At 72.7% G+C, this 25,929-nt stretch carries 23 protein-coding genes; 5 read left to right on the top strand and 18 right to left on the bottom strand.

Annotated elements, in window-relative coordinates; translation table 11 throughout:
- Window positions 1-36: 36 nt before the first annotated feature.
- The 3 genes from ACFPIJ_RS59310 to ACFPIJ_RS59300 all read right to left on the bottom strand — a co-directional run bounded on the left by ACFPIJ_RS59310 (window position 37) and on the right by ACFPIJ_RS59300 (window position 4,026).
- Complete coding sequence (locus ACFPIJ_RS59310; RefSeq protein WP_380128386.1) at window positions 37-1,218, bottom strand: PucR family transcriptional regulator; 1,182 nt, start codon at window positions 1,216-1,218, stop codon at window positions 37-39.
- A 41-nt stretch (window positions 1,219-1,259) separates the two neighbouring features.
- Window positions 1,260-2,741 carry a hypothetical protein gene (locus tag ACFPIJ_RS59305; RefSeq protein ID WP_380128385.1) on the bottom strand — a complete coding sequence of 494 codons (1,482 nt, stop codon included), beginning with the start codon at window positions 2,739-2,741 and terminating at the stop codon, window positions 1,260-1,262.
- Between the two features lie 187 nt (window positions 2,742-2,928).
- A complete protein-coding gene (locus tag ACFPIJ_RS59300) occupies window positions 2,929-4,026 on the bottom strand; it encodes a glycoside hydrolase family 26 protein (RefSeq protein ID WP_380128384.1) in 1,098 nt (365 codons plus the stop codon).
- A gap of 207 nt (window positions 4,027-4,233) precedes the next feature.
- On the opposite strand from ACFPIJ_RS59300, the gene ACFPIJ_RS59295 reads away from it, so the two are divergent.
- Window positions 4,234-4,734: a YcxB family protein gene (locus tag ACFPIJ_RS59295; protein WP_380128383.1), complete on the top strand. Its 501-nt coding sequence runs from the start codon at window positions 4,234-4,236 to the stop codon at window positions 4,732-4,734.
- Between the two features lie 9 nt (window positions 4,735-4,743).
- Here ACFPIJ_RS59295 and ACFPIJ_RS59290 read toward each other — a convergent pair whose 3' ends face one another.
- The 7 genes from ACFPIJ_RS59290 to ACFPIJ_RS59260 all read right to left on the bottom strand — a co-directional run bounded on the left by ACFPIJ_RS59290 (window position 4,744) and on the right by ACFPIJ_RS59260 (window position 13,344).
- Complete coding sequence (locus ACFPIJ_RS59290; RefSeq protein ID WP_380128382.1) at window positions 4,744-5,256, bottom strand: PASTA domain-containing protein; 513 nt, start codon at window positions 5,254-5,256, stop codon at window positions 4,744-4,746.
- Between the two features lie 77 nt (window positions 5,257-5,333).
- Complete coding sequence (locus tag ACFPIJ_RS59285) at window positions 5,334-6,794, bottom strand: M1 family metallopeptidase (RefSeq protein ID WP_380128380.1); 1,461 nt, start codon at window positions 6,792-6,794, stop codon at window positions 5,334-5,336.
- A gap of 133 nt (window positions 6,795-6,927) precedes the next feature.
- Entirely contained in the window at window positions 6,928-7,809 is an 882-nt protein-coding gene (locus ACFPIJ_RS59280; RefSeq protein WP_380128379.1) for an ROK family protein, read from the bottom strand.
- Window positions 7,806-10,175 (bottom strand): glycoside hydrolase family 2 protein, encoded by a 2,370-nt coding sequence (locus ACFPIJ_RS59275; protein ID WP_380128378.1) that lies wholly within the window; start codon window positions 10,173-10,175, stop codon window positions 7,806-7,808. Before ACFPIJ_RS59275 ends, ACFPIJ_RS59280 begins: the two co-directional genes overlap by 4 nt.
- 56 nt (window positions 10,176-10,231) lie before the next feature.
- Window positions 10,232-11,053: a carbohydrate ABC transporter permease gene (locus ACFPIJ_RS59270; protein WP_380128377.1), complete on the bottom strand. Its 822-nt coding sequence runs from the start codon at window positions 11,051-11,053 to the stop codon at window positions 10,232-10,234.
- Window positions 11,050-11,970, bottom strand: coding sequence for a carbohydrate ABC transporter permease (locus ACFPIJ_RS59265; protein ID WP_380128376.1), 921 nt, complete (start codon window positions 11,968-11,970; stop codon window positions 11,050-11,052). The genes ACFPIJ_RS59270 and ACFPIJ_RS59265 overlap by 4 nt, the downstream gene beginning before the upstream one ends.
- Window positions 11,971-12,042: 72 nt before the next feature.
- Entirely contained in the window at window positions 12,043-13,344 is a 1,302-nt protein-coding gene (locus tag ACFPIJ_RS59260; protein WP_380128375.1) for an ABC transporter substrate-binding protein, read from the bottom strand.
- Window positions 13,345-13,596: 252 nt separating this feature from the next.
- On the opposite strand from ACFPIJ_RS59260, the gene ACFPIJ_RS59255 reads away from it, so the two are divergent.
- Window positions 13,597-14,613 carry a LacI family DNA-binding transcriptional regulator gene (locus ACFPIJ_RS59255; RefSeq protein WP_380128374.1) on the top strand — a complete coding sequence of 339 codons (1,017 nt, stop codon included), beginning with the start codon at window positions 13,597-13,599 and terminating at the stop codon, window positions 14,611-14,613.
- 163 nt (window positions 14,614-14,776) lie between these two features.
- Here ACFPIJ_RS59255 and ACFPIJ_RS59250 read toward each other — a convergent pair whose 3' ends face one another.
- Window positions 14,777-15,784 (bottom strand): LacI family DNA-binding transcriptional regulator, encoded by a 1,008-nt coding sequence (locus ACFPIJ_RS59250; protein ID WP_380128975.1) that lies wholly within the window; start codon window positions 15,782-15,784, stop codon window positions 14,777-14,779.
- A gap of 287 nt (window positions 15,785-16,071) precedes the next feature.
- Here ACFPIJ_RS59250 and ACFPIJ_RS59245 point away from each other — a divergent pair, with 287 nt between their 5' ends.
- The 3 genes from ACFPIJ_RS59245 to ACFPIJ_RS59235 all read left to right on the top strand — a co-directional run bounded on the left by ACFPIJ_RS59245 (window position 16,072) and on the right by ACFPIJ_RS59235 (window position 19,103).
- Window positions 16,072-17,511 (top strand): glycosyl hydrolase, encoded by a 1,440-nt coding sequence (locus ACFPIJ_RS59245; protein WP_380128373.1) that lies wholly within the window; start codon window positions 16,072-16,074, stop codon window positions 17,509-17,511.
- Window positions 17,512-17,746: 235 nt separating this feature from the next.
- Entirely contained in the window at window positions 17,747-18,454 is a 708-nt protein-coding gene (locus tag ACFPIJ_RS59240) for a Crp/Fnr family transcriptional regulator (RefSeq protein ID WP_380128372.1), read from the top strand.
- A gap of 160 nt (window positions 18,455-18,614) precedes the next feature.
- Window positions 18,615-19,103, top strand: coding sequence for a helix-turn-helix transcriptional regulator (locus ACFPIJ_RS59235; RefSeq protein WP_380128371.1), 489 nt, complete (start codon window positions 18,615-18,617; stop codon window positions 19,101-19,103).
- On the opposite strand, the gene ACFPIJ_RS59230 is transcribed toward ACFPIJ_RS59235, so the two are convergent.
- The 7 genes from ACFPIJ_RS59230 to ACFPIJ_RS59200 form a co-directional block, all read right to left on the bottom strand.
- Window positions 19,084-19,746 (bottom strand): isochorismatase family protein, encoded by a 663-nt coding sequence (locus ACFPIJ_RS59230; protein ID WP_380128370.1) that lies wholly within the window; start codon window positions 19,744-19,746, stop codon window positions 19,084-19,086. The two genes, ACFPIJ_RS59235 and ACFPIJ_RS59230, sit on opposite strands and share 20 nt — an antisense overlap.
- 52 nt (window positions 19,747-19,798) lie before the next feature.
- Window positions 19,799-20,623 carry a 2,3-dihydro-2,3-dihydroxybenzoate dehydrogenase gene (locus ACFPIJ_RS59225; RefSeq protein WP_380128369.1) on the bottom strand — a complete coding sequence of 275 codons (825 nt, stop codon included), beginning with the start codon at window positions 20,621-20,623 and terminating at the stop codon, window positions 19,799-19,801.
- On the bottom strand, window positions 20,620-21,780 hold the full coding sequence (locus tag ACFPIJ_RS59220; RefSeq protein ID WP_380128368.1) for an FAD-dependent monooxygenase: 1,161 nt from the start codon (window positions 21,778-21,780) through the stop codon (window positions 20,620-20,622). The genes ACFPIJ_RS59225 and ACFPIJ_RS59220 overlap by 4 nt, the downstream gene beginning before the upstream one ends.
- Before the next feature lie 13 nt (window positions 21,781-21,793).
- Window positions 21,794-23,086: a phenylacetate--CoA ligase family protein gene (locus tag ACFPIJ_RS59215; RefSeq protein WP_380128367.1), complete on the bottom strand. Its 1,293-nt coding sequence runs from the start codon at window positions 23,084-23,086 to the stop codon at window positions 21,794-21,796.
- A gap of 76 nt (window positions 23,087-23,162) precedes the next feature.
- Window positions 23,163-23,924: an amidohydrolase family protein gene (locus ACFPIJ_RS59210; RefSeq protein ID WP_380128366.1), complete on the bottom strand. Its 762-nt coding sequence runs from the start codon at window positions 23,922-23,924 to the stop codon at window positions 23,163-23,165.
- Entirely contained in the window at window positions 23,921-25,024 is a 1,104-nt protein-coding gene (locus tag ACFPIJ_RS59205; RefSeq protein ID WP_380128365.1) for a 3-dehydroquinate synthase II family protein, read from the bottom strand. The genes ACFPIJ_RS59210 and ACFPIJ_RS59205 overlap by 4 nt, the downstream gene beginning before the upstream one ends.
- Window positions 25,021-25,827: a 2-amino-3,7-dideoxy-D-threo-hept-6-ulosonate synthase gene (locus ACFPIJ_RS59200; RefSeq protein ID WP_380128364.1), complete on the bottom strand. Its 807-nt coding sequence runs from the start codon at window positions 25,825-25,827 to the stop codon at window positions 25,021-25,023. Before ACFPIJ_RS59200 ends, ACFPIJ_RS59205 begins: the two co-directional genes overlap by 4 nt.
- Between the last annotated feature and the right edge of the window lie 102 nt (window positions 25,828-25,929).

The raw sequence follows: 25,929 nt of genomic DNA, 5'->3' as shown, positions 1-25,929 counted from the left end.
CGGGTGTACGTTGCCGACGACCGGCAACGAAGGACCTCAGTCGAGCGCGGTCGCGGGCCAGTCGAGCAGCCTCGCGGCCGTCACCGCCGCGTGCAGGGTGAGCCGCTCGGCGGGGTCCGCGGGATCTCTTCCGATCAACTCTGCCACGCGTGCCAGGCGGTACGTGACGGCCCGCACCGACAGGTTCAGCCGGGCCGCGGTCTCGGTCGCCACGCAGCCCGTCGCGTAGTACGCGTCGAGGGTCTCGATGAGGTGACCGGCGCCGCCGCGGGCCCGGGTGAGCGGGGTCAGGGTGCTGCGGACCAGGTCGTGGACGGCGGGCAGGTCCTGCAGCAGCACCCGGTAGATGGTGAGGTCCCGGGCGTCGACGACGGGCTGTTCCAGGGCGAGGCGGTCGGCGAGGTCGAGGGCGTACCGCGCCTCGTCGTGGCTGGTGCGCACCGCCGCCGCGCCGATCCTGGGGCTGCTGACGGCGCCGCGCCAGGAGCGGCCGTCGCGCGCCGAGCGGGTCTGCTCGTCCAGCTCACGGGTGACGACGTCGCGCACCGACTGCACCGCGGCGGCGTCAGGAGCGGCGAACACGCAGACGAGGTCACCCGACCGGATGAGGGTCAGCGGCTGGGCGTCGCCGTGGCGGCCCTGCAGTGCCCGTTCGAGCCGGCCCGGGGTCGCGGCCGTGTCGGGCCCGCCGAAGCCCGCGGGCCGGCGGACGACGAGGACGGCGACCGGCCCGGACAGCGTCAGCCCGATGTCGGCGGCGGGCCCGGTCGCCTCGATCGCCTGCTGCCCGCCGGCGAGGAGCGCCTCCATCACGTCGTGCTTGACCGACTCCTGGAGCCGGATCACGTCGGCGCGGGCCAGCTGGAACCCCTCCACCAGGGCCGCGACGCCGTCGTCGGCGGCCCGCAGCACCGCGAGGGCGGCGCCCCGGACCCGTTCGGCGTCCCCGGCGGCCACCTCGGGCACGTCCCGCCACAGCCGCCACGCCGCCGACAGGTACAGGTCGACCAGCGCGCGCAGCGCCACCCCCCGCACCGCCGCCAGCCGGCCGGACGCCGCGCACGCCTCGAGCTCCCGCCGGCGCAGCCGCCGGCCGCCGGCGGTCGCCGCGACGACCGCGGGCAGGAAGCCACCGAGCAGCGCCGGGTCGACTCCGCCGGCGTCACCGGACGCGGCGGCGGCGATGCGGTCGAGATCGAGCGGTCGCGCACCCGCCATCGCCACACCCCAAGGGTCGAAAAGGCCAGGTTACAAGGCCGTCAGCCGCGTGCGACGCCGAAGCCGAACAGGACGGCGAGGCCGAGGGCACTGCGCGGCGCGTACGGCTGCCGCCACAGCCCGCCGTGCGCCGCCCCGTGCGCCTCCTCCTGCCACGGATGGGTGTCCACCGGTCGCGGCACGTGCAGGTCGTGCACGAGCAGCGCGGCCATGAGGGTGTTGCTGGTCGCCGGCTCGAAGATCTCGATACCGAAGCGGTGCGCGCCCGCGTACGCGGCGGCCAGGAGCCGGTTCTTCAGCACGCTGCGGGTGCGGGTCGCCGGGGCGACGGTCAGCGACACCGTGGCACCGGCGGCCCGTTCGTGCGCCGCCCGCCACCGTTGCAGCCGCTTCGCAAGGGCGTAGTTGGGGCCCTGCTGCGGCACGAGGCTGTCGTTGATGCCCGGGTGCCGGCCGGCGGGGTAGTTCGGGGCGAGGAGCCGGCCGCCGCTGAGGACCCGCAGCGGGCCGCGGAGCCGGCCGACGCCCGTCGCGCCCGCGTAGCGCCGACCGGACTCCTCGACCGCGTCGTCGGGGACGGCGAACACGTCGGTCGGCGTGGCCAGGAAGGCGAGGGCCAGGTCCGGGCGGGCCTCGCGCAGCCGCACGGTGAGCGCGTCGACGGCCACCGCGACCCGCACGTTGAGGGGGCCGTCGGCGTACACGTAGTTGCCCAGCACCGGCGCGCCACCGACCTCGCCGAGCCAGTCGGCGACCCGGCGCAGGTCGTGCAGCAGGTCCGCACCCGCCTGCTTGGACAAGTCGGACTCGGACCCATCGCCGCCACCGAAGACCGGCACGTGCAACCGGCCACCGGAGCGGCGCGCGGTCTCCAGGAGCCGCTGCCAGATCGCGGGCCGCGGCAGGTCGACGGCCACGACGTCGGCGCCCCAGCGCAGCAGCGCCGTCAGCGGGCCCATCTCCGCGCCGGCGCCGAGCACCACGACCGGCCGGTCCGGCAACGCCAGCCACGACGGGTTCGCGGCGACGGTGCGCAGCGCCGCCGCGCACGAGGCCTCGATCACGCCGCCCTCCACCCACCGGTCCAGCTGGCGGTCCAGGCTCGCGCCGTGCAGCCGTTCGCCGCGGTACGGCACGACGAGCTCCCGCCGCACCTCACCCGCCCCGGCGACGGTGACCGTCCGTAGCGGCGCACCGGCGGGGGCGTCGAACGCGGCATCCAGGGGTTGCTCGCCCAGGTCGGGGCTCATCCGGTACCGCATCCGCGAACGCAACGCACCGAGCCCGTCGGCGGCGACGGTCAGCGCCGCCTCGCGGGACGGCAGTCCGGCCTCGACCAGCCGGTGGAAGTGGCGCAGGTAGTCGCGCCGCCAGTTCGTGGTGGTCCCGGCCTCGTCGGCCCACGACGGCGCCACGGACCGCAGCGCGTCGGCGACGACCGCCCGGCCCAGCGCCGACGTGCTCGGTGAACCGTCGACGGTGGGGATGACGATCCCGGTCGGGACCTGCGGCGCGTCGCTCATGCAGTCACCTCCGCTGTGCTCCGGCGCCTGCCTGAGCTAACCCTGCGCTCATGATGAGCGGCTTCTCCGCTGCGCTCCGAACCACTCATGGCCGACAGTGTGCACGGACGCCGCGAAGGCCGCCCAGGACGGGGGTCCTGGACGGCCTTCGGCACCGGGGAGTGGCTCGTTACTCGAGGGTCACGTCTTACTTGAGGGTCACGTTGAAGCGCGGGTCGGCGGCGACGCGCTGGAACGCGGTGAGCGCCTGCGGGGTGTCGTCGACGCGGATGTCGTGGCCGGACTGGTCGCGGGCGGTCTCGAAGTACACGAGGCCCTTGATGGCGGGCATGGCGGCGAGGTTCTTGAGGACCGTGTCGAACGTGTTGGCCTTGTTGACGCCGGCGACCTTGGCCGACGAGTCGTACACGCCCCACTCGGCGACCATGACGGGCTTGCCCGGGTGCTTCGTGGTGGCCCAGGTGTAGAAGCCGGGGTACTTCGAGGTCTGGTTGCCGGTCGTGCGGTTCATCAGCGAGGTGAAGTCACCGCTGTGGAAGCCGCCGGGCTGCGCGTTGAGGTACGAGTCCACGCCGATCCAGTCGATCACGTCGTCGCCCGGGTACAGGTCGGCCCACCACGGCGAGTTGTTCCACTTCTCGTAGTTCATGTACGCGATCGTCGACACGGCGTTGGTCACCCCGGCCGCGCGCAGCCGCAGGATGGTGTGCCGGTACATGGCGGCGAAGTCCTTGGCGGTCATGCCCGAACCGGCCTTGGGGTTGACGTCGTTCTCCGGCTCGTGGTGCAGGACCAGGAAGAACGGCTTGGTGAAGTTCGCCTTCAGGTAGGCGGCCTCCCGGTCGATCCGGGCGTCCTGGGCGCCGGCGGCGACCTTCGCCCAGGTGGTGCCGTAGGAGACCTTCCAGTTCAGCATCAGGGTGCGGGGCCTGGCCGGGTCCGCGGTCATCGCCACCTCGTCCTTGGTCGGGAACAGCTCGTTGCCCTTGTGGTAGGTGTGGTAGATCGCCGCGGTCCGGCCCGTCTTGCGCTCGAACGTCTTGAGCGCCTCGTCGCGGGGCACGTCGGAGAAGCCACCGGCGGCGGCGCCCCACAGGACCCCGCAGGTCGGGACGAGCTTGGCGTTCACCGTGCACTGCGAACCCGCGGCCGGGGCACCCTCGGCGGCGAACGCGGCCTGGCCGGTGCCGGCACCGGCGAGCACGCCGGCTGCGAGGACACCGAACGGCAGGAGCCTGCGGACGGCGCGACGGATACGGTCGGAGTTCAGCGCGGCGAACGTCAAGTCGAATCTCCCCGGAGTCGTGGTGCCAGGCCCCGGCGGCCTGACCTCCATAAGATTCCGGGGCTCCCGGAGCGCCCCCGGTTCGCCGCCGGTTGCCGTTGGGGTGTCCGCCCCGCGCTCCCGGCGTCCACAGTGGACAGCCATTCGGGGGGCATCCGCGGGGCCCGCCGTGCCGGTGGGTTGCCGGACGGTGGCTATCCTGGCCGCGTGCACATCCGATTCGACATTCCGGCGGACCCGGCGTACGCGGCCCGCGTCGCCACCGTGCTCAGCGACGTCTACCTGCGCAAGTACCGGTACATCGGCTTCGGGCTGATCGCCGTGGGGCTGGTGGGGCTGTGGGTGCCGATCGGCGGCAAGGACTTCGACGCCAGCCCGTTCTGGACCACGATCCTGGTGGTCGGCGTGGCGTCGATGCTGTTCCCCGTCTGGGCCCGCTACAACGCCCGCCGGCGCCTGAACGGCCTGGCCGTCGACGGTGGCTACGACATCAACGACGACACCGTGACGATGCGCAGCGGCACCGAGAGCGGCCACCTCGACTGGGACGAGGTCACCAAGGTCACCGAGTCCCGCGGCTTCTGGGTGCTGTTCACCGGCCGGGTCCCCTACACGGTGATCCCGCTGCAGTTCATGTCCGCCGACGAGCAGGAAACCCTGCGCGCGTTCCTGATCGAACGCGGCAACCTCCCGGCCACCCCTGCCTGACTGCCCGGTTCAGACCCTTCTGGTGCAGGTCAGCACGATCTGGGTGGTCGTGGACAGCCGTGTCCCGGCGGCGGCCGACTGCCGCGCCACCGTCCAGTTCTGCGGCAGGACCACGTCGGGCTCCCCGGCCTCCTGCGAGCCGAACCGGACGTCACGGAAGCCCAGCTGCTCCAGCTCGATGCGGGCCGCGGCCGCGTTCTTGCCCACCAGGGCCGGCACCACGACCGTCGCCGGTGCCGTCGAGGCCGGCGCTGTCGCGGGCGCGGTCGTGGGTGAGGTGCCGGGCGACGCCGGTGGCGTCACGCCCGACGTGGTGTCCGCCGCTGCCGCGCTGCTACGACCAGGGCCGGCCGCTGCGGACGTCGCCGCCGTCCCGGCGGTCCCGTCCCCGCCCCGCCCCGCGGTCAGCAGACCGGCCACGACGGCCACGACGGCACCGGCGAGCACACCCACGATGATCCGGCGCCCCACCCTGCGTGACGGCGGCGGCTCGGGGCTGGACGGCTGCTCTGGAGAGGTCACCGCCGGATTCTGCCCCCGCGCCGCCGCCACGGCAATCGGGGGGCCGGCCCGCCCCGGCCGGGGCGGGCCGGGTCCGCCTACTTCGGGGTGGTGGGCGAGTCGAGCCAGGTGTTGATGAGCGCGGTGAAGTCCTTGCCGGTCTGCTTGTTGACGAACGCGATGAACGACGCCCGGTCCTGCGTGGTGTTGCGGTGCTGCTGCGCCCACTCCCGGGCGAGGGCGAAGAACGCGTCGTCGCCGATCTGCTTGTGGATCTGGTGCAGCATCAGCGCCGGGCACATGTACACGTTGCTCTCCGCGAAGTTCTCCGCCTTCGGGTTGCCGGGCGGGCCGAGCTTGGCGCGCAGCCGGCTGTCGACGCCCCGGGCCCAGTCCTCCCACTGCTTCGCGGTGATCTTGTCCCGCTGGTTGGAGTAGAGGTGCTGCACGTACGTGGCCCAGCCCTCGTTGAGCCACAGGTCCTTCCAGCCGGTCGGGCCGACGGTGTTGCCGAACCAGTGGTGGGCGTACTCGTGCAGCAGGTCGTCCTCGAAGTACTTCGCGATCTCGGCCTGCTTCGTCGTGCCGTAGTCCGGCGTACCCATGGTGATCATCTGCGCGGTCTCCATCGCCGAGCGTGACGGCACCATGACCACGCCGCCGCTGGCGTACGGGTACGCCCCGAACCGCTGCTCCAGCCACCCCAGCAACTGCGGTGACTTCCTGATCACCGGGAGCAGCTTGTCGTCGGTGCCCTGCCGGAACCAGTAGGTGAGCGGGGTGCCGCGCGGCCCCTCCGCCGTCTCCTTCTGGTACTTGCCGACGGCGAGCGTGGTCAGGTAGGTCGCGACCGGGTCGGCGGCGGCGTACCGGAACGTGGTGCCCTCCTGCGGCTTCGCGACGCCGGTCGCGACCGCGGCCCACCCCTCCGGGACGGTGACCGCGATGTCGTAGAGCGCCTTGTCCGACGGCTGGTCGTTCGACGGATACCAGGTGGACGCGCCGTACGGCTCCTGCATCGTCCACAGCCCGCCGTCCTTGGTGACGGTGAGGCCGAGTGGCTCGCTGTCCGTGCGGTGCGACGGCATCGGCACCGTGGTCGGCGTCCCGTGATATTTCACGACAAGCGTCGCGAACGCGTCCTTGGCCACGGTTCCGGGCACCGACAGGTCGTTGTCGGCGATCGTCGCGGTGACGGCGGCGCCGTTGAGCGTGACCCCGTCGAGGGTGAACGCCTGCGAGAAGTCGAGCTTCACCGCGGTCAGATCGCTCGCGGCGCGCAGCCGCAGCGTCGCCTGCCCGGTCAGCACCTTCGTCTCCGGCACCCACGACAGGTCCAGGCCGTAGTGCAGGACGTCCACGTCGGCGTGACCGTAGGCCGGGTACAGCGGATCGGCGACCGGCGTCGACCGGCCCGCGGCCCAGGCGGTGTAGTCGGGACCGGCGGGGCTGGGGCTGGCGGTGACACTGGGGCTCGGGTCGGTGGTCGGGGAGGGATCGGGCGAGCAGCCGGCGATGAGGGCAACCAGCGGCACCACGAACAGGAGGGGTCGGCGCACCCGCAAGATCGTAAAGGGACCGTCCGGCCGGTCGCTGACCCGAACGGTGACGGTCCTATGGAGGTTCGGTGACGGTTCACCCCGGCGGCGCTACGGCGCGACCAGCACCCGCGCGATCCGGGGACGGGGCCTGTCAGGTGCGGGCGAGGGCGAGCGCCGCCGCGCCGTACAGGCCGGCGTCGCGGCCGAGCGCGGTCGGCAGGACGGTGAGGTCGTGCAGGAACGCGATCCCGGCCCGCCGCGCCACCGCCGCGCGGAGCGGGTCGAACAGGACCGCCCCGGCGGCGGCCACCCCGCCGCCGACGACGACGGTGTGCAGGTCGAAGAGGGTCGCGGTGTTCACGATCGCGGCGGCGAGGGCGTCGGCGCCGCGGGCGAACGCCTGCCGGGCGACGGGGACGCCATGGGCGGCGTCGGCGGCGAGCGCCCGGGCGTCGGCGCCGCCGGTCCAGCCGAGCCCGGCGGCCCACCGGACCATGCCGGGGCCGCTGGCGATGCTCTCCACGCAGCCGGAGGCGCCGCACGGGCAGGGTTCGGCGGCCTGCAGCGGGCCGACGGCGATGTGCCCGATGTGGCCCGCGTTGCCGGTGCGGCCGAGGTACGGTGCACCGTCAAGGACCAGGCCGCCGCCGACCCCGGTGGAGACGACGACCCCCAGCAGCGACGGCACGTGGCCGTGCCAGTGCTCGCCGAGCGCCATGCACTGCGCGTCGCCGGCGAGCGCAACCGGGCGGCCGCCGGTCAGGTCGGCGAGGGCGGTCGCGATCGGGAACCGCCGCCAGGCCGGGATGTTGACCGGGCTGACCGCACCAAGGTCGAGGTGGACCGGGCCGGCCGAGCCGACCCCGACGCCGGTGACGCCGGTCAGGTCGAACCGGCCGACGAGGGCCGCGAGGGTCGCCGTCGGGTCCGCGCCCACCGGCACCTCGGCCCGCTCGGCGATGGTCCGGTCGGCGTGCACGACGGCGGCGGCGAACTTCGTGCCGCCGATGTCCACGGCGAGGACGGCGCTCACGGCCGGGCCTCGTTGACGCACCGCAGCACCGGGTGGCTGGTCAGGCGCACCGGATCCAGCACCTGGTCGGTGGTGACCGTGAACGTCACGGTCTCGCCCGGCAGCAGCGTGACGAGCTGGTCGTCGACGGTGGCGGCCGGGTCGAGCCGGTCGGGATGGATCGCCAGCTCCCGCACCAGCGTCCGGGCCGTGACGTGCACCAGGTAGCCGCCGGCGACCGGTTCCACGGTGGCGTCGTGGTCCGCCGGCGGGTAGTGCATCTCGGGGTCCTCGGCGGACATCCGGATCGCCCGTTCCCCGTCGAGCTCGGCGACGAGCAGGTCGCCGCCCGCCAGCCCGGCCGGCAGCACCACCCGGCCCGCGTCCCGGGGTGCCACGCTGACCGGCACGCTCTCCTTCGCGAGGAGTTCCCCGGTGACCGCGCGGCGGGTGACGGTCAGGTCACCGGTCCACGGCTCGTCCGTGTCGTTGACGGCCGTCACGACCCCGTCGCGGATGGTCAGCAGCCGGGGGGCGTAGGCGCGGCGGATCGCGTACCAGAGCGGCTTGCGGCGGCCGGCGCCGTCGACCGCGGCCCACGACGTGACGGGCCAGCAGTCGTTGAGCTGCCACACGATCGCGCCCATGCAGTACGGCATCAGCGACCGGAACCGCTCCAGGCCGTAGGCGACCGCGCGGGCCTGGTTGAGCGACGTGTAGTAGTGCCAGTCGTCGACGTCCGCCGGCGGCGGCAGGTGCCGGCCGAGCCCGAGCAGCAGCTTCTCGTTGCCGCCGACCGCCTTCTGGTGGTGGCGCACCCCGGGCGAGTCGGCGGTGAGCGGCTCGTCGGAGACCGCGGCCCGCAGCGTCGCGTACACCGGCGGCCCCTGGAAACCGAACTCGGCGACGAACCGCGGGGTGTAGGCGTCGTAGCGGCTGTAGTCCTCGGTGTTCCACACGTCCCAGATGTGGATGGTGCCGGTGCTGTCGTCCATCACGTCGCGGTCCGGGGCGCCGGAGTACGGGGTGCCGGGCCAGTACGGGCGGGTCGGGTCGAGCTCCCCGACGACCCGCGGCAGCAGCTCGAAGTAGAAGCCGGCGCCCCAGCTGCGCCCTTCCAGGGCCTCGGGCCAGCCCCACTCCTGGTGGCCCCAGAGGTTCTCGTTGTTGCCGCACCACAGGACCAGGCTGGGGTGCGGGGCCAGGCGGGTCACCTGTTCCCTGGCCTCCGCCTCGACCTCGGAGCGGAACGGCTCCTCCTCCGGGTAGGCGGCGCAGGCGAACGGGAAGTCCTGCCAGACCAGGACCCCCAGCTCGTCGGCGAGGTCGTAGAAGTCCTCCGACTCGTACCGGCCGCCGCCCCACACCCGCAGCAGGTTCGCGCCGGTGTCCACGGCCTGGCCGAACCGTTCCCGGAGCCGGTCGGCGGTGACCCGGGCCGGGAAGCAGTCGTCGGGAATCCAGTTGAAGCCCTTGACGAACACGGGTCGGCCGTTGACGGCGAGCCGGAACGCGTCGGGGTCCAGCTCGACGGTGCGGAAGCCGATCCGCCGGGTCCACGTGTCGGCGCCGGCCCGCACCGTCAGCGGGTACCGGGGCTGGCCGCCGTAGCCGACCGGCCACCACAGCTCGACGTCCGGCACCTCCAGGACCAGGACGCCCTCGCACTCCCCCGGTGCGATCCGGACGTCGGCGGTGACGCCGGCGAGCTCGGCGGTGACCGTCACCGGGGCATCGCCGGTGCGCTCGACACGGACCGGGATCTCGACCCGGCCTGTGGTCCCGTCCACCGTGACCAGCGGCCGGACCTCCGCGAGCCGGGCACCCGACCAGGCGTGCAGGCCGATGTCCTGCCAGATCCCGGCGGTGACGAGCGTCGGGCCCCAGTCCCAGCCGAAGTTGCACGCCATCTTCCGGATGAACTGGAACGGTTCGGTGTACGGGCCGGGCCGCGCACCGAGCGCGTCGCGTTGCGCCTCGGCGTAGCGGTACGGCGCGTCGAAGCGGACCTCGAGGGTGTTGTCGCCGTCGTGCAGCAGCCCGGTGACGTCGACGCGGTAGCCGCGGTGCATGTTCGCCGAGCGCAGCACCTCGACCCCGTTGACGGTGACCGTGGCGACCGTGTCCAGCCCGGCACACACCAGGTCGACCCGGTCGGACCCACCGTCGGGCCGGCCGAACGTGGTCCGGTACACCCAGTCCGTGCGGCCGATCCAGCGCTGCCGCAGCTCGTTGTCGTCGAGGTACGGGTCGTCGATGAGCCCCGCGGCGAGCAGGTCGGTGTGCACGCAGCCGGGGACGGTGGCCGGCACGTCTTCCTGCTCCCCGCCGGTCAGGGTCCAACCGTCGTGCAGCGGGTGGTACGTGCTCACGTATCGCTCCTTCATGTGACCGACCTTCATGTGACCGACCGTCGTTTGACCGACCGTCGTTTGACTGACCGTCATTTGACCGCACCGGAGGTGAAGCCGTTGTAGATGAACCGTTGCAGCAGCAGGAACAGCACCAGCGTCGGGACGATGACGAGCACCGCGCCGGCCGACATCACCTCCCAGTGGGCCCCGAACGGGCCCTTGAACCGGAAGAGGGACGTCGAGATGACCCCGAGGTCCTGGGACGGCATGTACAGGAACGGGATGTAGAAGTCGTTGTAGATGGTGATGCCCTTGATGATCACCACGGTGGCGGTGGCCGGCTTGAGCAGCGGGAAGATGATCCGCCAGAAGATGCGGGTCGGTCCGGCCCCGTCGATGCGGGCGTTCTCGTCGAGGGACACCGGGATGCTGCGGATGAACTGCAGGAAGATGTAGATGGACACGATGTCCGTGCCGAGGTAGAGCACCACCGGCGCCCACCGGGTGTCGTACAGGCCGAGCCCGTTGACGACCTGGTAGGTGGCGACCTGGGTGGTGACGCCGGGCACGAGCGTGGCGAACAGGAACAGCCCGAGGACGAGCCGCTTGAACCGGAACTGGAACCGGTCGATCGCGTAGGCGGTCATCGCCCCGATGACCACGGTCCCGGTGAGCGAGAAGACGAGGATGACCGCGGTGTTGACGAACGCCGTCAGCATCCGCCCGTTGGTGAACGCGGTGCCGTAGTTGGCGAGGTTCAGCCAGTGCTCCGGCAGGGCCAGGGCCCCGCCGGTGCTCAGCTCCTCCGGGGTCTTGAGCGAGGTGAGCACGATCGCGGTCACCGGCAGCAGCACGACGAGGCAGGCGAGGACCAGCGACGCGTACTTCAACGTCTTGGCGACGGTGTTCAAACGAGATCGTTCCTCTCGTCCGGGACCAGGCGGCGCTGGATCCAGGTCACCAGCAGCACGACAGCGAGCAGCACGACGGCCGCCGCGGAGGCGAGGCCGGTCTTGTTGAACTGGAACGCCAGCTTGATCGTCTGGATCACGAAGGTCTTGCTCTCGCCGGCGCCGCCGGTGATGACGAACGGGATCTCGAACACCGACAGCGAGCCGGCGACCGCGAGGATCACGCTGAGGCTGATGATCGGTTTGATGCCGGGGACGATGAGGTGGCGGAACACGTGCCACCGGTTGGCGCCGTCGAGCTCGGCGGCCTCGTACAGCTGCGGCTGGATCGACTGGATCGCGCCGAGGAACAGCACGAAGTTCAGTCCCATGAACCGCCACACCGACACCCCGGCGAGGGACACGTTGACCAGGTCGGGGTCGCCGAGCCAGAGGAACTGCGTGTCCACGCCGGCGAAGCGCAACACCGTGTCGAGGGTGCCACCCTGCTGGAAGAAGTAGAGGAAGACGAACGCGATCGCGACGCCGTTGATGAGGTACGGGAAGAACAGGATGCCCTTGAACAGGTTGCGGAAGCGCACGTTGAAGCTCAGGACGGTGGCGAAGTACAGCGCCAGGCCGATCTGCAGGACCGACGCGGCGAGGTAGTACAGGCTGACGAAGAACACCCCGAACAGTTCCGGGCGGGTGAACAGCTGCGCGTAGTTGTCCAGCCCGACGAACGTCGAGTCGGGGCTGACCCCGTCCCAGTCGGTGAGGCTGTAGGACAGCATGCTCGCCACCGGGATGTAGGTGAACGCGACGAGCAGGGCGAGGGGCGCGGCCAGGTAGACCCACGGCGTCCACCGGTGCGCTTTGGGCTTGGCGGCCTTCCGCAAGGCCGGCGCGGCCCGGCTGGTTGTGGCGGTCTGGGTCATGCTGGCCTCTCCGTCGGCGGTTTCTGTGCAGTGCTGTGATGCGCCGGACCGCCGTGGCGGTCCGGCGCCCGGTCAGCCGACGGTCTTCGCCGCGGCCGTCCACTTCTTGTTCAGGTCCGTGAGGTAGCCGGGGAGGTCGCCCTTGGCGGCGCCCCGGGCGATGTCGATCAGCTTCTGCCGGTAGTCGGCCTTGGTGAGGCCGATCTCGGAGGCGTTGTCGATCGCCGTCACCTTGACCGCGTCGGCCTGGGACAGCTCGATGTACGTCACGCCGGCCTCGGTGTAGCCGGACAGCGCGGCCGGCGCGGGGGCGCCCTTGATGGTGGAGACGGCCTGCGCGGTCTCGGCGTAGCCGGACTTGTGCAGGACCCAGTCGAGCCAGGCACGGGCGGCCGGCTTGTTCTTGGAGTGGATGTTGATCCCGTAGAGCTTGTCCGGCGAGACCACCGAGCAGTACTTGCCGCCGGACTGGGCCGGGAACGGCATGTAGCCGATCACCGACGGGTCCTTGCCGGCCTTCTTCGCCGCGTCCTGCATCTGCGACACGGCCCAGGAGCCGAGCCACATCGTGCCGATCTTGCCGGTGGCGATCTGGCCCTTCGAGTCCTCCCAGTTGGTGGTGGTCGGGTCGGCCTCGGCCAGCTTCTCCTTGACGATGTTGTAGAGCAGGCTGTCGCCGACGGTCAGGTCGGTGCCGGCGGCCCACGGTTCGGTGGTCGCCAGCTTGTCGTTGGCGCGTGCGTCGCAGCCGACCGAGCCGACCACGTTGGACCAGGAGCTCAGCGGCCACCCGTCCTTGTAGTTCGTGTAGTACGGGGTGACCCCGGCGGCCTTGATCTTGCGCAGGCTGTCGAGGAACTGCTCCGGGGTGGTCGGCCAGGTGGTGACCCCGGCCTGCTTCCAGACATCCTTGTTGTAGACGAACCCGTTGGCGGCGCCGAAGCTGGCGATGCCGTAGACCTTGCCGGACACCGAGCCGTAGTCGGTGAACGAGTACGTCTTGGACAGCTCCGCCTGCTCGCCCAGCGGCGCGAAGAACTTCGGGTAGTCGGCCTTCGCCACGACCTGCGGGATGAGCAGGACGTCGCCGTACTCGTCGCTGTTCATGCGGATCTTGACTTCGCCCTCGTAGTCGGTGATCCCCTGGAACTTGACGTTGACCTTGGGATACACCTTGCGGAACTCGGTGGCGTACCTGTCCAGGGATCCGTCGGTGACCAGGTCGGTGCGGTTGGTCAGCACCGTGATGTCGCCGGTCAGGTTCGCCGGGTCGGTCGGCGCGGTGGCGTCCGCGCCCGACCCGCCGCCGCCGTTGCAGCCCGCCGTGAGCAGCGCGCCGGCGAGCACCACCGCGGCGAAAGCTCGTCGCTTCACATCGATCATCTCCGTCTCGAAATGGGTGCGCGGATCCGCCGCGGCACCCGTGGTGGTGTGCCGCGTCCGCGCTGTGCTGCCCTGGGTTCCAGTTCGGCTTCCGGTTCGGCTTTCGCTCACTGAACCGTGAAAGTGCCCAGACTTTACGACCAGGTTTCGGGGCTGTCAACGGCCCGCTCTGGACAAGCCCGCCAGCCGCGCTACGCTCACTGAATCGCGAAAGCGCTCCCCGACTCGAAGGTGATCCGATCCGTGAAGAGACCGACCATCGCTGACATCGCCCGGGAGGCCGGGGTCTCCAAGGGCGCCGTGTCCTACGCCCTGAACGGCCAGCCCGGCGTCGGCGAGACCACCCGCGCACGGATCGTCGCGATCGCCAACGCCATGGGGTACCGGCCGAACACCGCCGCGCGCGCCCTGGCCGGCGGCGCCGCCAAGGTGGTCGGGCTGACCCTGCACCGGCCGCCCAAGACGCTCGGGGTCGAGCCGTTCTTCATGGAGCTGATCAGCGGCCTCGAGGCCGAGCTGTCCACCCACTCCTACGGCCTGCTGCTGCAGATGGTGCCCAACCACGCCGACGAGATCGCCGTCTACCGGCGCTGGTGGAGCGACCGCAGCGTGGACGGGGTGCTGCTGTGCGACGTGCGCACCGACGACGCGCGCATCGACGCGCTGCGCGAGCTGCAGCTGCCCGCCGTCGTGGTCGGCCCGCCGACCGCCAGCGGCGACCTGGCCTGCATCTGGTCCGACGACGGCGTGTCGCTGGTGGAGGCGGTGGAGTACCTCGCCGCGCTCGGCCACCGCCGCATCGCCCGGGTCAGCGGACTGTCCGACCTCGCCCACACCGCGGTCCGCACCGAGGCGTTCGCCGCGGTCAGCGCCCGGCTCGGGCTCACCGACGCGGTCACGATCGCCACCGACTACACCGGCGAGGGCGGCGCGCGGGCCACCCGGCGGCTGCTCAGCTCCCCCACCCGACCCACGGCGCTGCTCTACGACAACGACATCATGGCGATCGCGGGGCTGTCGGTGGCGCAGCAGATGGGCCTGTCGGTGCCGGCCGACCTGTCGATCATCGCGTGGGACGACTCACCGATCTGCCGCCTGGTCCACCCGCCGCTGACCGCGCTCAGCCGCGACATCGCCGCCTATGGCACGCACGCCGCCCGGCTCCTGCTCGCGGCGATCGCCGGCGAACCGGTCACCAGCGTCCAGGACGAGCTGGCCCACCTCAACCCGCGCGGCAGCACCGGCCCCGCCCGCCGCTGACAGGGCACCACGTATCGATCAGCGGCACGGACGCGGCACGCCTCGATCACCAGGAAACCGCGGCTCCCCGGTCACGGCGTTCCGTCTTCTTGGACCGTAGCACCACCCCAAAAATCGCGGCGTTTCGCGTAACCGCCTCGCCACGCACCATCATCTTGCCAGGTCAATGACGTGGCGCGGGAGCGGTGCTCGAGCGCACGACGAGCTCGGCGGCGTGGTCGAGGACCGCTCCGGGTGCGCCGCCGTCGACCACGTCCAGCAGCAGGCCGGCCGCGTGCGCGCCGTAGCCCGCGATGTCGCGCTTGAGGACGGTCAGCGGCGGGCGGACCACCTGGCAGAGCGCCGAGTCGTCACCGGCCACGATCGACAGGTCCTCCGGCACGCGGACGCCCATCTCCATGGCCACACCGAGCCCGGCGACCGCCATGACGTCGTTGTCGTAGATGACGGCGGTCGGTGGTGGTGCGCCGCTCAGCAGCCGCCGGGTCACCTGGGCGCCCATCTCGCCGGTGTAGTCGGCCGGCACGACCACGGGTTCGATCCCCGCGGCGGCGCAGGCCGTCCCGTACGCGGCGGAGCGCACGGCGCTGTGCAGCAGCTGCGGCGGCCCGCCGACGTGCACGGTCCTGCGGTGCCCGAGCGCGGCGAGGTAGGCGACCGCCTCGGCGATCGCCCGGCCGTCGTCGGACCAGATGCTCGCCAGCCGGGTCGTCCCCGGCAGCGGGCCGCCGATGATCACCGCGGGCAGGTCGAGCTCCTCCAGGGCCGCGGGGCGCGGGTCGCCGGTCTCCAGGTCGCACACGAGGACGCCGGCGACCCGCCGTTCGCTGCTCCAGCGCCGGTACACCGCCAGCTCGTCCTCGGCGTCGGCGACGGACTGCAGCGCGAGGCCGAAGCGGTGCTGCATCAGCTCGGACTGGATGCCGCTGATCAGCTCCCGGCGGAACACCTCGACGTTGAACGCGGTCGAGGACGGCCAGCGCATGGTCAGCCCGATCGCCTGGACCACGGCGCCGCGCAGCTCGCGGGCCGGGGCGCTGGCGCTGAAGCCGAGCTCGTGGGCGATGCGCACGATCCGCTCGCGCAGCTCCTCGGAGACCCCGGCGCGGCCGTTGAGCGCGTAGGACACCGCCATGCGGGACACGCCTGCGCGGTTGGCGATGTCCGCCATGGTGGGTCGGCGGTCCACTGCCTCCAGCCCTCCGGCCAGTCAGATCCCGGTGCCGCACGGCGGTGCGACCGCCCACATCGTATCTCCAGTCAAGGCCCGCCCGGCCCGCCCGGCGCGGCGAGGGTGTCACGGTTCAGCGAATTACCCCACAGAACCCCGATTCACAGGTTTCTGCCGCTGCTGGGCGTTGACTTTACTGGTTAAGTCCACGATGGTCTATCTCACCTCGGGCCGCCCAGAGCGCCCGGGTGTCCGATCACCCGTGAACCCCTTGAAAGGAGTGCGGCATGCCTGTCCGCCACTGGCGCCGCCTGCTGCTGTGGCTCGTGTCCACGGCCGCCGTCATCGCCACCGTCGCCGTCGCGGCGGTGCTCCCGACCGCCCAGGCCGCGCAGCCCGGCAGCCCCCTGCTGGCGTACCTGAACCGGATCTCCGGCCAGTACACGCTGTCCGGACAGCACAACCGCGAGCCGAACAGCGACCCGACGAAGTACACCCGGGTCGCCCAGCAGATCACCGGCCAGACCCCGGGCCTGTGGGGCGGCGACTTCCTCTTCGCCTCCGCCGACGTCAACGCCCGCCAGACGATGATCAACGAGGCGATCAACCAGTGGCGCTCCGGCTCCGTGGTCGCCCTCACCTGGCACATGTGCCCGCCCACGGTGGGTCGCACCTGCGGGTGGGACGAGGCCGGCATCCTCGGCTCGCTGACCGACGCCCAGTGGAGCCAGCTCATCACCAACGGCAGCGCGCTGAACAACGCCTGGAAGGCCCGCCTCGACGAGGTCGTGCCGTTCCTGCAGCAGCTCAAGAACGCCGGCGTCGAGCCGCTGTGGCGGCCGATCCACGAGATGAACGACGGGTGGTCCTGGTGGGGCGGCCGGCCCGGCGCGAACGGCAGCCGCCGCCTGTACGAGATCACCTACGACTACCTGGTCAACACCAAGGGCCTGAACAACATGGTGTGGGTCTGGAACGTCAAGGATGTCGACATGGGCTCGGCCGGCCAGTACCTGCCCGCGGCCAACACGTTCGACGTGGCCAGCCTCGACGTGTGGGTGAAGATGGAGCCGAGCGCCTCGGACTACACCACGATGCTCAACCTGTCCGGCGGCAAACCGATCTCCCTGGCCGAGGTGGGCCGCACCCCGAGCCCGTCGATCCTCACCTCGCAGCCGCGCTGGACGTGGTTCATGGTCTGGGCCGAGTGGCTCACCGACCCCGCCTACAACACCAACGCCGGCGTACAGGCGACCTACTTCCATCCCCGGGTGCTCAACCGTGGCGAGTTCAGCATCGGCACCCCACCGACCAACCCACCGACCAGCAACCCGCCGGGCGGAAACCTGGCCTTGAACCGCCCGGTCTACGCCTCCAGCCAGGAGAACAGCACGAACACCGCGGCCCGGGCGGTGGACGGCAACACCGGCACCCGCTGGAGCAGCGCCTATGCCGACCAGCAGTGGATCTACGTCGACCTGGGCAGCAACCGCTCCGTCACCGGCGTCACCCTGCGCTGGGAGGCGGCGTACGCGGCGCAGTACCAGATCCAGACGTCCACGAACAACAGCACCTGGACCACCGTCCACAGTGACTACAACGGCAACGGCGGCACCGACACGGTGAACTTCACCGCGACGACCGCCCGCTACGTGAAGATGTACGCCCCGCTGCGCGCCACCCAGTACGGCGTGTCCCTGTGGGAGTTCGAGGTCCGCGGCAGCTGACCGCCGATGCGTGGGCGTCCCGCGTCGGCGGGGCGCCCATGCATCGCCCGAAGTACGGAGTGGACAGTCACCCCCGGCGACCCCGCCACCCGGCCGCAACCCTGCCGAATCGAACCAGGTCACCGCATTCACCCACCCAATCGGACGTATCAATGGGTAACCTGCTCTTGCCGGCGAGTTGGCGGGGGCCGCGGCGGTCAGGGCGCGGACCAGACGGAGCTCGGCGAGGGGCATCATGCAGCAGGGCAGGCAGCGGCCGTTCCCCACCTGGGCGCAGGAGACGTTCCTCGGGGGGCTGCCCCCGGCGGTCGCCCGGGAGCTGCTGCAACTGAGCGTCCAGCGGGCACTCCGGCCGGGACAGGTTCTGATCCGTGAGGGCGGCGACGACACCCACGTCGAGCTGATCGTCAGCGGGTTCGCGAAGGTGACGACGTCGGTCGACGGGATCGAGACCCTGCTGAACATCCGGCTGCCGGGCGACCTCGTCGGGGAGATCGGCGCGCTGACGCCGGCGCCGCGCACCGCGACCGTGACCACCTGCGGGCGGGTGATCGCCGGCGTCATCCCGCGGGTCACGTTCGAGGACTTCCTGCGCCGGCACCCGGCCGCCGCGCTGCGGGTCACCGCGACCGTGGCCGGGCAGCTGCGGTGGGCGAACCGCCGCCGCATCGACTTCGCCGTGTACCCCGCCGACGTCCGGCTCGCCCGGCTGCTGGTCGAGATCGCGGAGGTCTGCGGGCGCCCGGCCGCGCAGGGCGGGGTGGAGATCGGCGTGCCGCTCAGCCAGCCGGAGCTGGCCACGATGATCGCCGTCTCCCAGGCCACCGTCCACAAGGCGATCCATGAGCTGCGCGGCCGGGGGCTGCTGAGCACGGGCTACCGGCGGATGACGATCCGGAACGTCGCCGAACTGCGCAGGATCGCGCAGCTCGGCGGCGCGTAGAAGCAGCAGCCCAGCGGGCGCGTGGAAGCAGCAGCCCACGGGGCGTCGAAGCAGCAGCCCAGTGGGGCGTCGAAGCGGCACCCCGGCGGGGTCTGGAAGATATCGCCAACCTCCTACTTTCAGCCGGTCCCCGCGCGCCGCAAGCCGCACCATCAGCGACATGGACACTGCTGAGTTGCGCGGGCTGAGCCCTTCGACCCTGCGGTTGCTGCAGTCCGCGGCGACCCTGGAACCCGACTTCCACCTGCTGGACCTGGTCCGGCTGATGCGCCGCCCGGCGACGGCCCTCATCCCGGCGATCCAGGAGGCCCTGGTTCGCGGCCTGCTGGTCAGGGCGGGCGACGAGCTGCGGTTCGGGTCGCCGGAGGTCCGCGCGGCACTGCGGGCGGCGGCGCCGGCGACCCCGCACGAGGACCGCGCCGGCGGCTGGGACCTGCTCAGCGAGCAGGAGCGGCGGATCGCCGGGCTGGTCGGGCGGGCGCTGACCAACCGGCAGGTCGCCAACCGGATCGGCCGGTCGCCGTACACCGTCAACTACCACCTGCGGCGGATCTTCCGGAAGCTCGGCATCGTCTCGAGGGTCGAGCTGGCATCCCTGGCGCACCGGCACGAACAGCCGGACGGGCCCGTCACCGCTGGCCCGAGATGATCCGGCCGGCACCGACGTACGCGGCGAGCTCGTGCGTGGTCAGCGTGACCGCGCACCGCCGCGCGGCGTAGTCCAGCGCCATCAGGTGGTCCCGCAGGCTGAAGTCCGCGACCGCGTCGGCGACGAGGAACACCTCGATGTCGCGCGAGTACGCGTCGCAGGCGGTCAGGAGGCAACCGATGTGCGCGAACACGCCGCACACGATGATCTGGTCCCGGCCGAGCCGGGTGAGGTGCTCCGCCAGGTCCGTGCGATGGAAGGCGCTGTAGCGGTGCTTGGTGACGACGGGCTCGCCGGGGCCGGGTGTCAGGTCGGCGATGATCGCGTGCTCGGCCGGGTCGTCCGACATCCCCGGCCCCCACAGGTCGTGCAGCAGGCCCCGGTCGGCGCGCGACATCCGGCCCGGCTGCGCCGTGTAGAGGACGGGGAGACCGTGCCGCCGGGCGAGCTGCCGGGCCCGGACGGTGTTCGCGACGAGGTCGACGGTGGGCGCCGTGCCGGCCGGGAAGCGGTCCACGAAGTACCGCTGCATGTCGTGCACGAGCAGGACGGCCCGGCGCGGGTCGGGTCGCCAGCGCAGGGTCTGCTCGCCCAGCTGGGCCCGGGTCGGCATGGGGTATCCGGCGATCGGCGGTATCGGCATTGCCGTGCTCCGTTCCTCGAAATGGGCCAGAGAGATGGGCCAGAGAACAAGGTCAGACGTGCAGCGCAGCGCCGCCGTCGACGTAGAGGTCCTGCATGGTGATGTGCCGGGCGTGGTCCGACGCGAGGAACAGCACGGCGGCCGCGATGTCGTCCGGTGCCGCGATACGGCCGAGCGGGATCCCGGTCTTGAACAGTTCGGGCCGGCCGCGCACGGTCGCCTCCGCGGCGCCCGGCGACCCGTCCAGCATCCGCAGCATCGTGGTGTCGGTGGAGCCGGGCGAGACCACGTTGCACCGCACGCCCCGGCCGGCCAGCTCCAGGCCCAGGCACCGGGTGAAGTGCGCGGCGGCGGCCTTGCTCGCGGCGTAGGCCGCCATCTGCATCCGGGGCACGCCGGCTGCGTTGGACGCGACGGTGACGATCGCGCCCCGCCCCCGCGCCGCCATCGGTCCGGCGACGGCCCGGCTGCACCGCACCACCCCGCCGAGATTGACGTCGAGCAGTTCCTGCCACGCGCCGTCGACAAGATCAACTACAGCTCCGGTACGGAGTGTGCCCGCCACGTTCACGAGCACGTCGATCGGGCCCAGGGTGTCCTCGACGCAGCCGACGAGGTCCTCCACGGCGGCGGTGTCCCGCACGTCGAGGGCCCGGCCGTGCACGTCGTGCCCGCCGCGCCGCAGGTCCCCGGCCAGCCGGTCCACCCCCGGCCGGTCGAGGTCGGCCCCGACGACCCGCGCGCCCCGCGCGGCCAGGGCCCGGGTCACGGCCGCCCCGATGCCCCCCGCCGCGCCGGTGACCAGCGCCGTCCGCCCGGCCAGGCCGTCCACCGGGTTGCTGCTCACCGGGTCGCCGCTCATCGGGTCGCCGCTCATCGGGTCGCCCCTACCGGGATCCGGTGGTCGAAGAGCCAGTCCCGCGCGTCGGCGGGCTCGGCGGCGAGGCGCAGGTCCCGTTCCCGCTGCCGGGCGCCGTCGGCGAGGTGGTGCGTCGTGCGCGCCGCGTCGACCGCCCCCACCACGCGGAAGACCCGGTGGCGGCGCATCGCCTCGTAGGAGGCGAGGTCACCGCCGCGGCCCAGCACCCCGGCGATCGTCACGGCGTCCTCGACCGCGAGGGCGGCGCCCTGGGCCAGGAACGGCAGCATCGGGTGCGCCGCGTCGCCGATCACCGCGACCCGCGCCGAGTGCCAACGCGGCAGCGGCGGCCGGTCGTAGAGTCCCCAGGTCTGCGGCCCGGTCTCGGCCGCCGCCTCGAGCAGCCGCAGGACGTCGCGGTGCCAGCCGCGGAACGTCCCCGGCAGGTCGTCCGGCCCGGTGGCGTGCGGCGCCCGCACCACCGCCACGACGTTCATGCTGTGGTCCCGGTCGACGGGGTAGCTGACGCAGTGCCGGTCGGGGCCGAGCCAGACGACCACCCGCGCCGGTCCGGGCCGGAACCTGCCCGAGCCGTCGGAGCCGCCCGGCAGCACCGTGCGGTGCACCTGGCAGCCCGAGTAGCGCAGCGCGTCGTCGGCGAACCGGCGCCGCACGACCGAGTGCAGGCCGTCGGCGCCGATGACGGTGCCGGCGGTGAGGTACGTGCCGTCCGACAGCTGCAGCGTCACGCCGGAGGCGGACTCCGCCAGCCGCTCGCAGCCACGGCCGTACCGGACCGTGCCCGCCCCGCACGCCTCGGTCACGGCGGCGCGCAGCAGCCGGTGCAGGGTCGCCCGGGTGAGCGTGTAGTAGGCGGCGTCGTAGCGGAACGACGCGGTCGCGCCGAGCCGCGTCCAGCTCAGCAGGCGGCCGTCGGACCAGCGGCGGACCTCGACGCCGACCGGCCGCACGGCGTGCTCGGCGAGGGCGCGGCCCAGGCCGAGCTGCTGCAGGACCCGCACGGCGTTGGGCGGCAACTGGATGCCGCCGCCCGCGTCGCGGGGCGCGCCGGCCCGTTCGAGGACGGTGGCCGGCCGGCCTTCGTGGGCCAGTGCCAGAGCGGTCGTCAGCCCGGCGATGCCGGCCCCCACGACGACCGTCGCGTGGTGCGTCATGTCGTCCCCCTTCTCAGTGGTACAGCAGCGCCTTGTCCCAGTCCTCGCCGGCGGCGAAGAGCCCGCGGGGTTTCATCACGTCGGCCGGTGCGGTGAGCAGCGGGAGCGGCACCAGGCCGCCCGGCGGGGTGGTGACCACCGCCGCGTCCATGCCGAGCACCCGCCGCACCGACGCGGCCAGTTCCGCGGCGGCCGGCCGCCGGTGCCGTTCCGCGACCTCGATCTCGATCTCGATCCGGTCGCCGCCCGCCCTGGCCCGCCAGAACATGACGCCGAACTCGGCGGGCAGGCTGAAGACCAGTTCCTCGACGTCGAGCTGGGTCAGCCGGGTGCCGCCGGTGAGCGCGCTGCGCCCGAGCACGCGGACGGTCGGCAGGTGCCAGCCGCACGGGCACGGCTCGTGCGACACCTCGACCTCGTCCTCGATGTTGTACCGCAGCAGCGGCATCGCCTGCCGGAACAGCGGTGTCACGACGAGCTGCCCGCGTCCGTGCGCCCCCGTGACGCCGGTCCGCGGGTCGTGCACCTCGAAGATCGCGCGGTCGGCCCACAGGTGCAGCCGCCCGAGCGGGCACTCGCCGGCGAGGCTGCCGGTCTCGGTCGCCCCGTACTCCTCGACGACGTCCGCCGCCCAGAGCTCGCCGATCCGGGCCCGCCGCGCCCGGCTGAGCGGTTCGCCGGCGACGAAGAGCGCCCGCAGCGCGGGGAAGTCCCGGTCGGGCTGGTAGCCGGCGGCCCGGGCGGCCGCAGCCCACAGCAGGGTGTCGGCCGGCAGGGACCAGGTCAGCGTCACGTCGAGGTCCCGCAGGAGCCGCACGACCCGGGCGAACGGCGTCGCCAGGGAGCGGTTGTCGGCGGGGACGACCGTGGCGCCGCGGCTGCGGGCGGCGGCGTGCGCGAGATGACCGGTGATCATGAGTGCGTACGGTGTGCGCACCAGGAACGTGTCGTCGGGCCCGATGCCGACGTGCTTGCGCGCGTACCGTTCGGTCAGGTCGAGCCAGTCCTCGTCGGTGTAGTAGGAGGCGGTCGCCTCGCCGCTGGTGCCGCTGGACTCGTGGTACGTCGCGAGCCGCGAGCGCGGCACCGCGAGGAGCCCGAACGGGTAGGCGTCGCGGAGGTCCTGCTTGGTGGTCAGCGCCGTGCGGCGCAGGGCCTCCCGGTCACGGGGCGGGGCACCGCCGTGCCGGGCGCGGTAGAACGGCGACCGCGCGGCTGCCTCGAGCGCCGCCTCCAGGTGGGTGTCCTGCAGGTGTTCGAGCTCGGCGGGGCTGCCCCAGTCCCCGAGCTCCGGCCGCGCGCTCATGTCGCCGCCTCGCTTCGCTCCCCGGCGCCACGAGGCTCCGAAACGCACTGCAACATGACTCGCTCGCAAAGCTCGCTCATGCCGCCACCTCGCCGAGGAGCCGTGCCGCGTTCCCGCCCGCCACCATGGCGAGGTGGTCGGGCCCGAGCCCGAGCGCGGCCAGCTTCGCCAGTTCGACCCGGGGATCCTGGAGCGGGAACTCGGTGCCGAAGACAACCCGCCCGGGCCCCAGCCGCGCCACCGCCAGCCGGGCGATCGCGGTGAAACACCCGGAGGTCTCCACGACGATGTTGGGTTGTGCGGCGACAAGGGCCAGGCCGTCGGCGTCCAGGCCGGTGAACCCGCAGTGGCCGTGGACGAAGATGACCGCCGGGAAGCGCCGGGCCAGGGCGACGAGGTCGGCGGTCCGGGTCCCGGCCCGGCCGAGGCAGACCACGTAGACCGGGTGACCGGCCGCCGCGGCGACCGCGGTGAGGGCCGCGACCGCGGGGTCGTCGAACCGGAAGCCGTGCACGGCGGGTGAGAGCTCCAGCCCCCTGAAGCGGGTCGCCGCCGCCGCGTACGCGCGCACGTCCCTGGCCGGGTCGGCGAAGAAGAACGGCAGCAGGCGGCCGCCGGAGCCCGCGCAGGCACGGTGGACGCCCTCGTTGTCCGCCCCGGCCTCGGCCCGCCCGCCGTCGACGATCAGCTTCGACAGCTGGTCCAGCCCGACCAGGCCGCCGGCGCAGACCGCCGCGCGGCCGATGCCCGCGCCGTCCATCGCCGCCAGCAGTGTGGCGGCCGCGCCGGGCGCCGGCCCGAGCCGGGCGTGGAAGTCCAGGACCGCGACGGCGCTCATTGCTCGTAGCACAGTTCGTCGATCGGATAGCCCACGTGGCGCTCCGCTGACGGCAGGTGCCCGAGGATCTGATCGCCGGCGCGCAGGTGCGTCGAGTTGAGCACCGCCCCGCCGGGCCCGAGGATCCGCACGTGCCAGTCGTCCTGGACGATGAGGTTGACCTGCTCCCCCGCCGGCGTGCGGGCGTCGATGGACAGCAGCGGCCGGGTCTCGATCTTGACGCGGCCGACGGTGACCCGGCGGGTCCGGCCGTCCGCGCTCACCGCGAGCACGGTGGAGCCCGCGCCCAGCTCGCTCAGGTACCGGGTGCGCCGGTGATCGGTCAGGGTGTAGGACATGATCGCCCCGGCGTTGACCCGGAACGGCCTGGTCGGCATGTACGGCAGCGGATGGGTCTCGCTGACGCACAGGACCATGCCCTTCGCCCTGGAGCCGACCAGGATGCCCTCGTCCTGGCGCAGGTACGTGCAGGTGTCGACGCAGGCCCGTTCGCCCATGCCGGCGTGGCTGACCCCGCTGACGGTCAGGACGACCAGCGGCAGGTCCGGGGACTGCTCCCCCACGGCGTCCCGGAGCCGGCCGGCCTCCCCCGGCGCCGATGGCGCGACCATGACGCCGCCCGGGCCGTGCTCCAGCACGCCGGTGTGGACCTTCGCCTCGTCGACGTCGGCGACGACGGTGACGATCAGGCCGTCGGCGTCCGCCGCCGCGGCAAGCACGATCTCCAGCGGGATGTTGGTCGGGTCGCGGAACCACAGCACCGTGCACTCCTCGCGGCGCACCGCGTCGCAGGCCTCCTGCAGCGTCGCCGGGTCGCTGACCTCGACGTAGGTGCCGAACCGGCAGTCGGGGAACCGTTCGCGCAGCGCCCCGGCACCGGCCCGGAGGCGGTGGTCCACGACCACGAGATCCGCCGCGCCGATGTCGTCGGGCAGCGGCCCGTCGGTGCACAGCAGCACACGGCGGATCGTCGGGGGCAGGGGGGCGAGGTGCGCCGGGTCCGATGCGACCACGGCGTGGAGACCGAGGTGGACGGATTCCTCACACAGCGCGGCACGCAGGGCGCCGGCGGCGCGGACGTCGATCCAGCACTGTTTCATCGCGGGTCTCCGGCTCGCTGCAGGGGCGCCTGCGCCCGGTCGTGGACCAGGCGGGTGAGGCGGCGCACCATGGCCGCGGGATCGGCGGCGGTGAAGACCAGCCGCCCGGCCGCCACCCCGCGCGCGCCGCACTGCATGGCGTCGTCGAGCCGCTGCAGGGTCTCGTCCGGCCCGTCGGTCAGGGCACCCCCGGCGGCCAGCACCGGGATCGGGCAGGCGGCGGTGACCGCCGCGATCGCCTGGGGCGCCTCGGGCAGCACGGTCTTGACCAGGTCGGCGCCCAGCTCCGCGGCGAGGGCGGCGACGTGCGCCACGACCGCGGGCGCCCGGCCGTCGACACCGGGTCCACGTGCGTAGACCATGGCCAGCAACGGCATGCCCCACCGGTCGCAGGCCTCCGCTACGGCGGCCAGATCCGCGAGCTGCCGCCCCTCGTCGCGCGACCCGGCGTTGACGTGGACGCTGACGCCGTGCGCGCCGAGGCGCAGCGCCTCCTCGACCGTGCACACGAGGTGCCTGGCGTCGGGGTCGGGCGCCAGCGCCGTGCCGGCGCTGAGGTGCACGATCAGCGACAGGTCCCGGAACCAGCGGGGCTGCACGGTGCGCAACGCGCCCTTGTGCAACACGACCGCGTCCGCGCCGCCGGAGTGGATCTGCCCGACCAGCCGGTCGAGCCGCCCGTCGCGGACGATCGGTCCGGTGCTGACCGGGTGGTCCAACGGCACCACCAGCAGCCGGCCGTCGTCGTGACGATGCAGCCGTTGCAGCCGCATCCGGCGGGCCAGCCCGTCGTTCACCGCCATGGCCGCCCACCCCGCATTCGCATCCCGTGCACAGCGTGCCCCCCTCTGAAGTTCCGGCTGAACCGTTCCGACGCCAGCGTCTGTTTCATAAGGGATGGCCGG

Origin of the sequence: Dactylosporangium cerinum (assembly GCF_042653625.1) — a bacterium.
GTDB lineage: Bacteria > Actinomycetota > Actinomycetes > Mycobacteriales > Micromonosporaceae > Dactylosporangium > Dactylosporangium cerinum.
The sequence above is the reverse complement of the archived record's forward strand: the minus strand, read 5'-3'. Positions and strand labels throughout refer to the sequence as shown.

Bases quoted from the DNA above. Each gene is read 5' to 3' on its own strand.
- ACFPIJ_RS59310 (WP_380128386.1), bottom strand. From the start codon at position 1,218: ATGGCGGGTGCGCGACCGCTCGATCTCGACCGCATCGCCGCCGCCGCG.
- ACFPIJ_RS59305 (WP_380128385.1), bottom strand. From the start codon at position 2,741: ATGAGCGACGCGCCGCAGGTCCCGACCGGGATCGTCATCCCCACCGTC.
- ACFPIJ_RS59275 (WP_380128378.1), bottom strand. From the start codon at position 10,175: ATGAAGGAGCGATACGTGAGCACGTACCACCCGCTGCACGACGGTTGG.
- ACFPIJ_RS59265 (WP_380128376.1), bottom strand. From the start codon at position 11,970: ATGACCCAGACCGCCACAACCAGCCGGGCCGCGCCGGCCTTGCGGAAG.
- ACFPIJ_RS59250 (WP_380128975.1), bottom strand. From the start codon at position 15,784: ATGGCGGACATCGCCAACCGCGCAGGCGTGTCCCGCATGGCGGTGTCC.
- ACFPIJ_RS59245 (WP_380128373.1), top strand. From the start codon at position 16,072: ATGCCTGTCCGCCACTGGCGCCGCCTGCTGCTGTGGCTCGTGTCCACG.
- ACFPIJ_RS59240 (WP_380128372.1), top strand. From the start codon at position 17,747: ATGCAGCAGGGCAGGCAGCGGCCGTTCCCCACCTGGGCGCAGGAGACG.
- ACFPIJ_RS59235 (WP_380128371.1), top strand. From the start codon at position 18,615: ATGGACACTGCTGAGTTGCGCGGGCTGAGCCCTTCGACCCTGCGGTTG.
- ACFPIJ_RS59230 (WP_380128370.1), bottom strand. From the start codon at position 19,746: ATGCCGATACCGCCGATCGCCGGATACCCCATGCCGACCCGGGCCCAG.
- ACFPIJ_RS59225 (WP_380128369.1), bottom strand. From the start codon at position 20,623: ATGAGCGGCGACCCGATGAGCGGCGACCCGGTGAGCAGCAACCCGGTG.
- ACFPIJ_RS59220 (WP_380128368.1), bottom strand. From the start codon at position 21,780: ATGACGCACCACGCGACGGTCGTCGTGGGGGCCGGCATCGCCGGGCTG.
- ACFPIJ_RS59215 (WP_380128367.1), bottom strand. From the start codon at position 23,086: ATGAGCGCGCGGCCGGAGCTCGGGGACTGGGGCAGCCCCGCCGAGCTC.
- ACFPIJ_RS59210 (WP_380128366.1), bottom strand. From the start codon at position 23,924: ATGAGCGCCGTCGCGGTCCTGGACTTCCACGCCCGGCTCGGGCCGGCG.
- ACFPIJ_RS59205 (WP_380128365.1), bottom strand. From the start codon at position 25,024: ATGAAACAGTGCTGGATCGACGTCCGCGCCGCCGGCGCCCTGCGTGCC.
- ACFPIJ_RS59200 (WP_380128364.1), bottom strand. From the start codon at position 25,827: ATGGCGGTGAACGACGGGCTGGCCCGCCGGATGCGGCTGCAACGGCTG.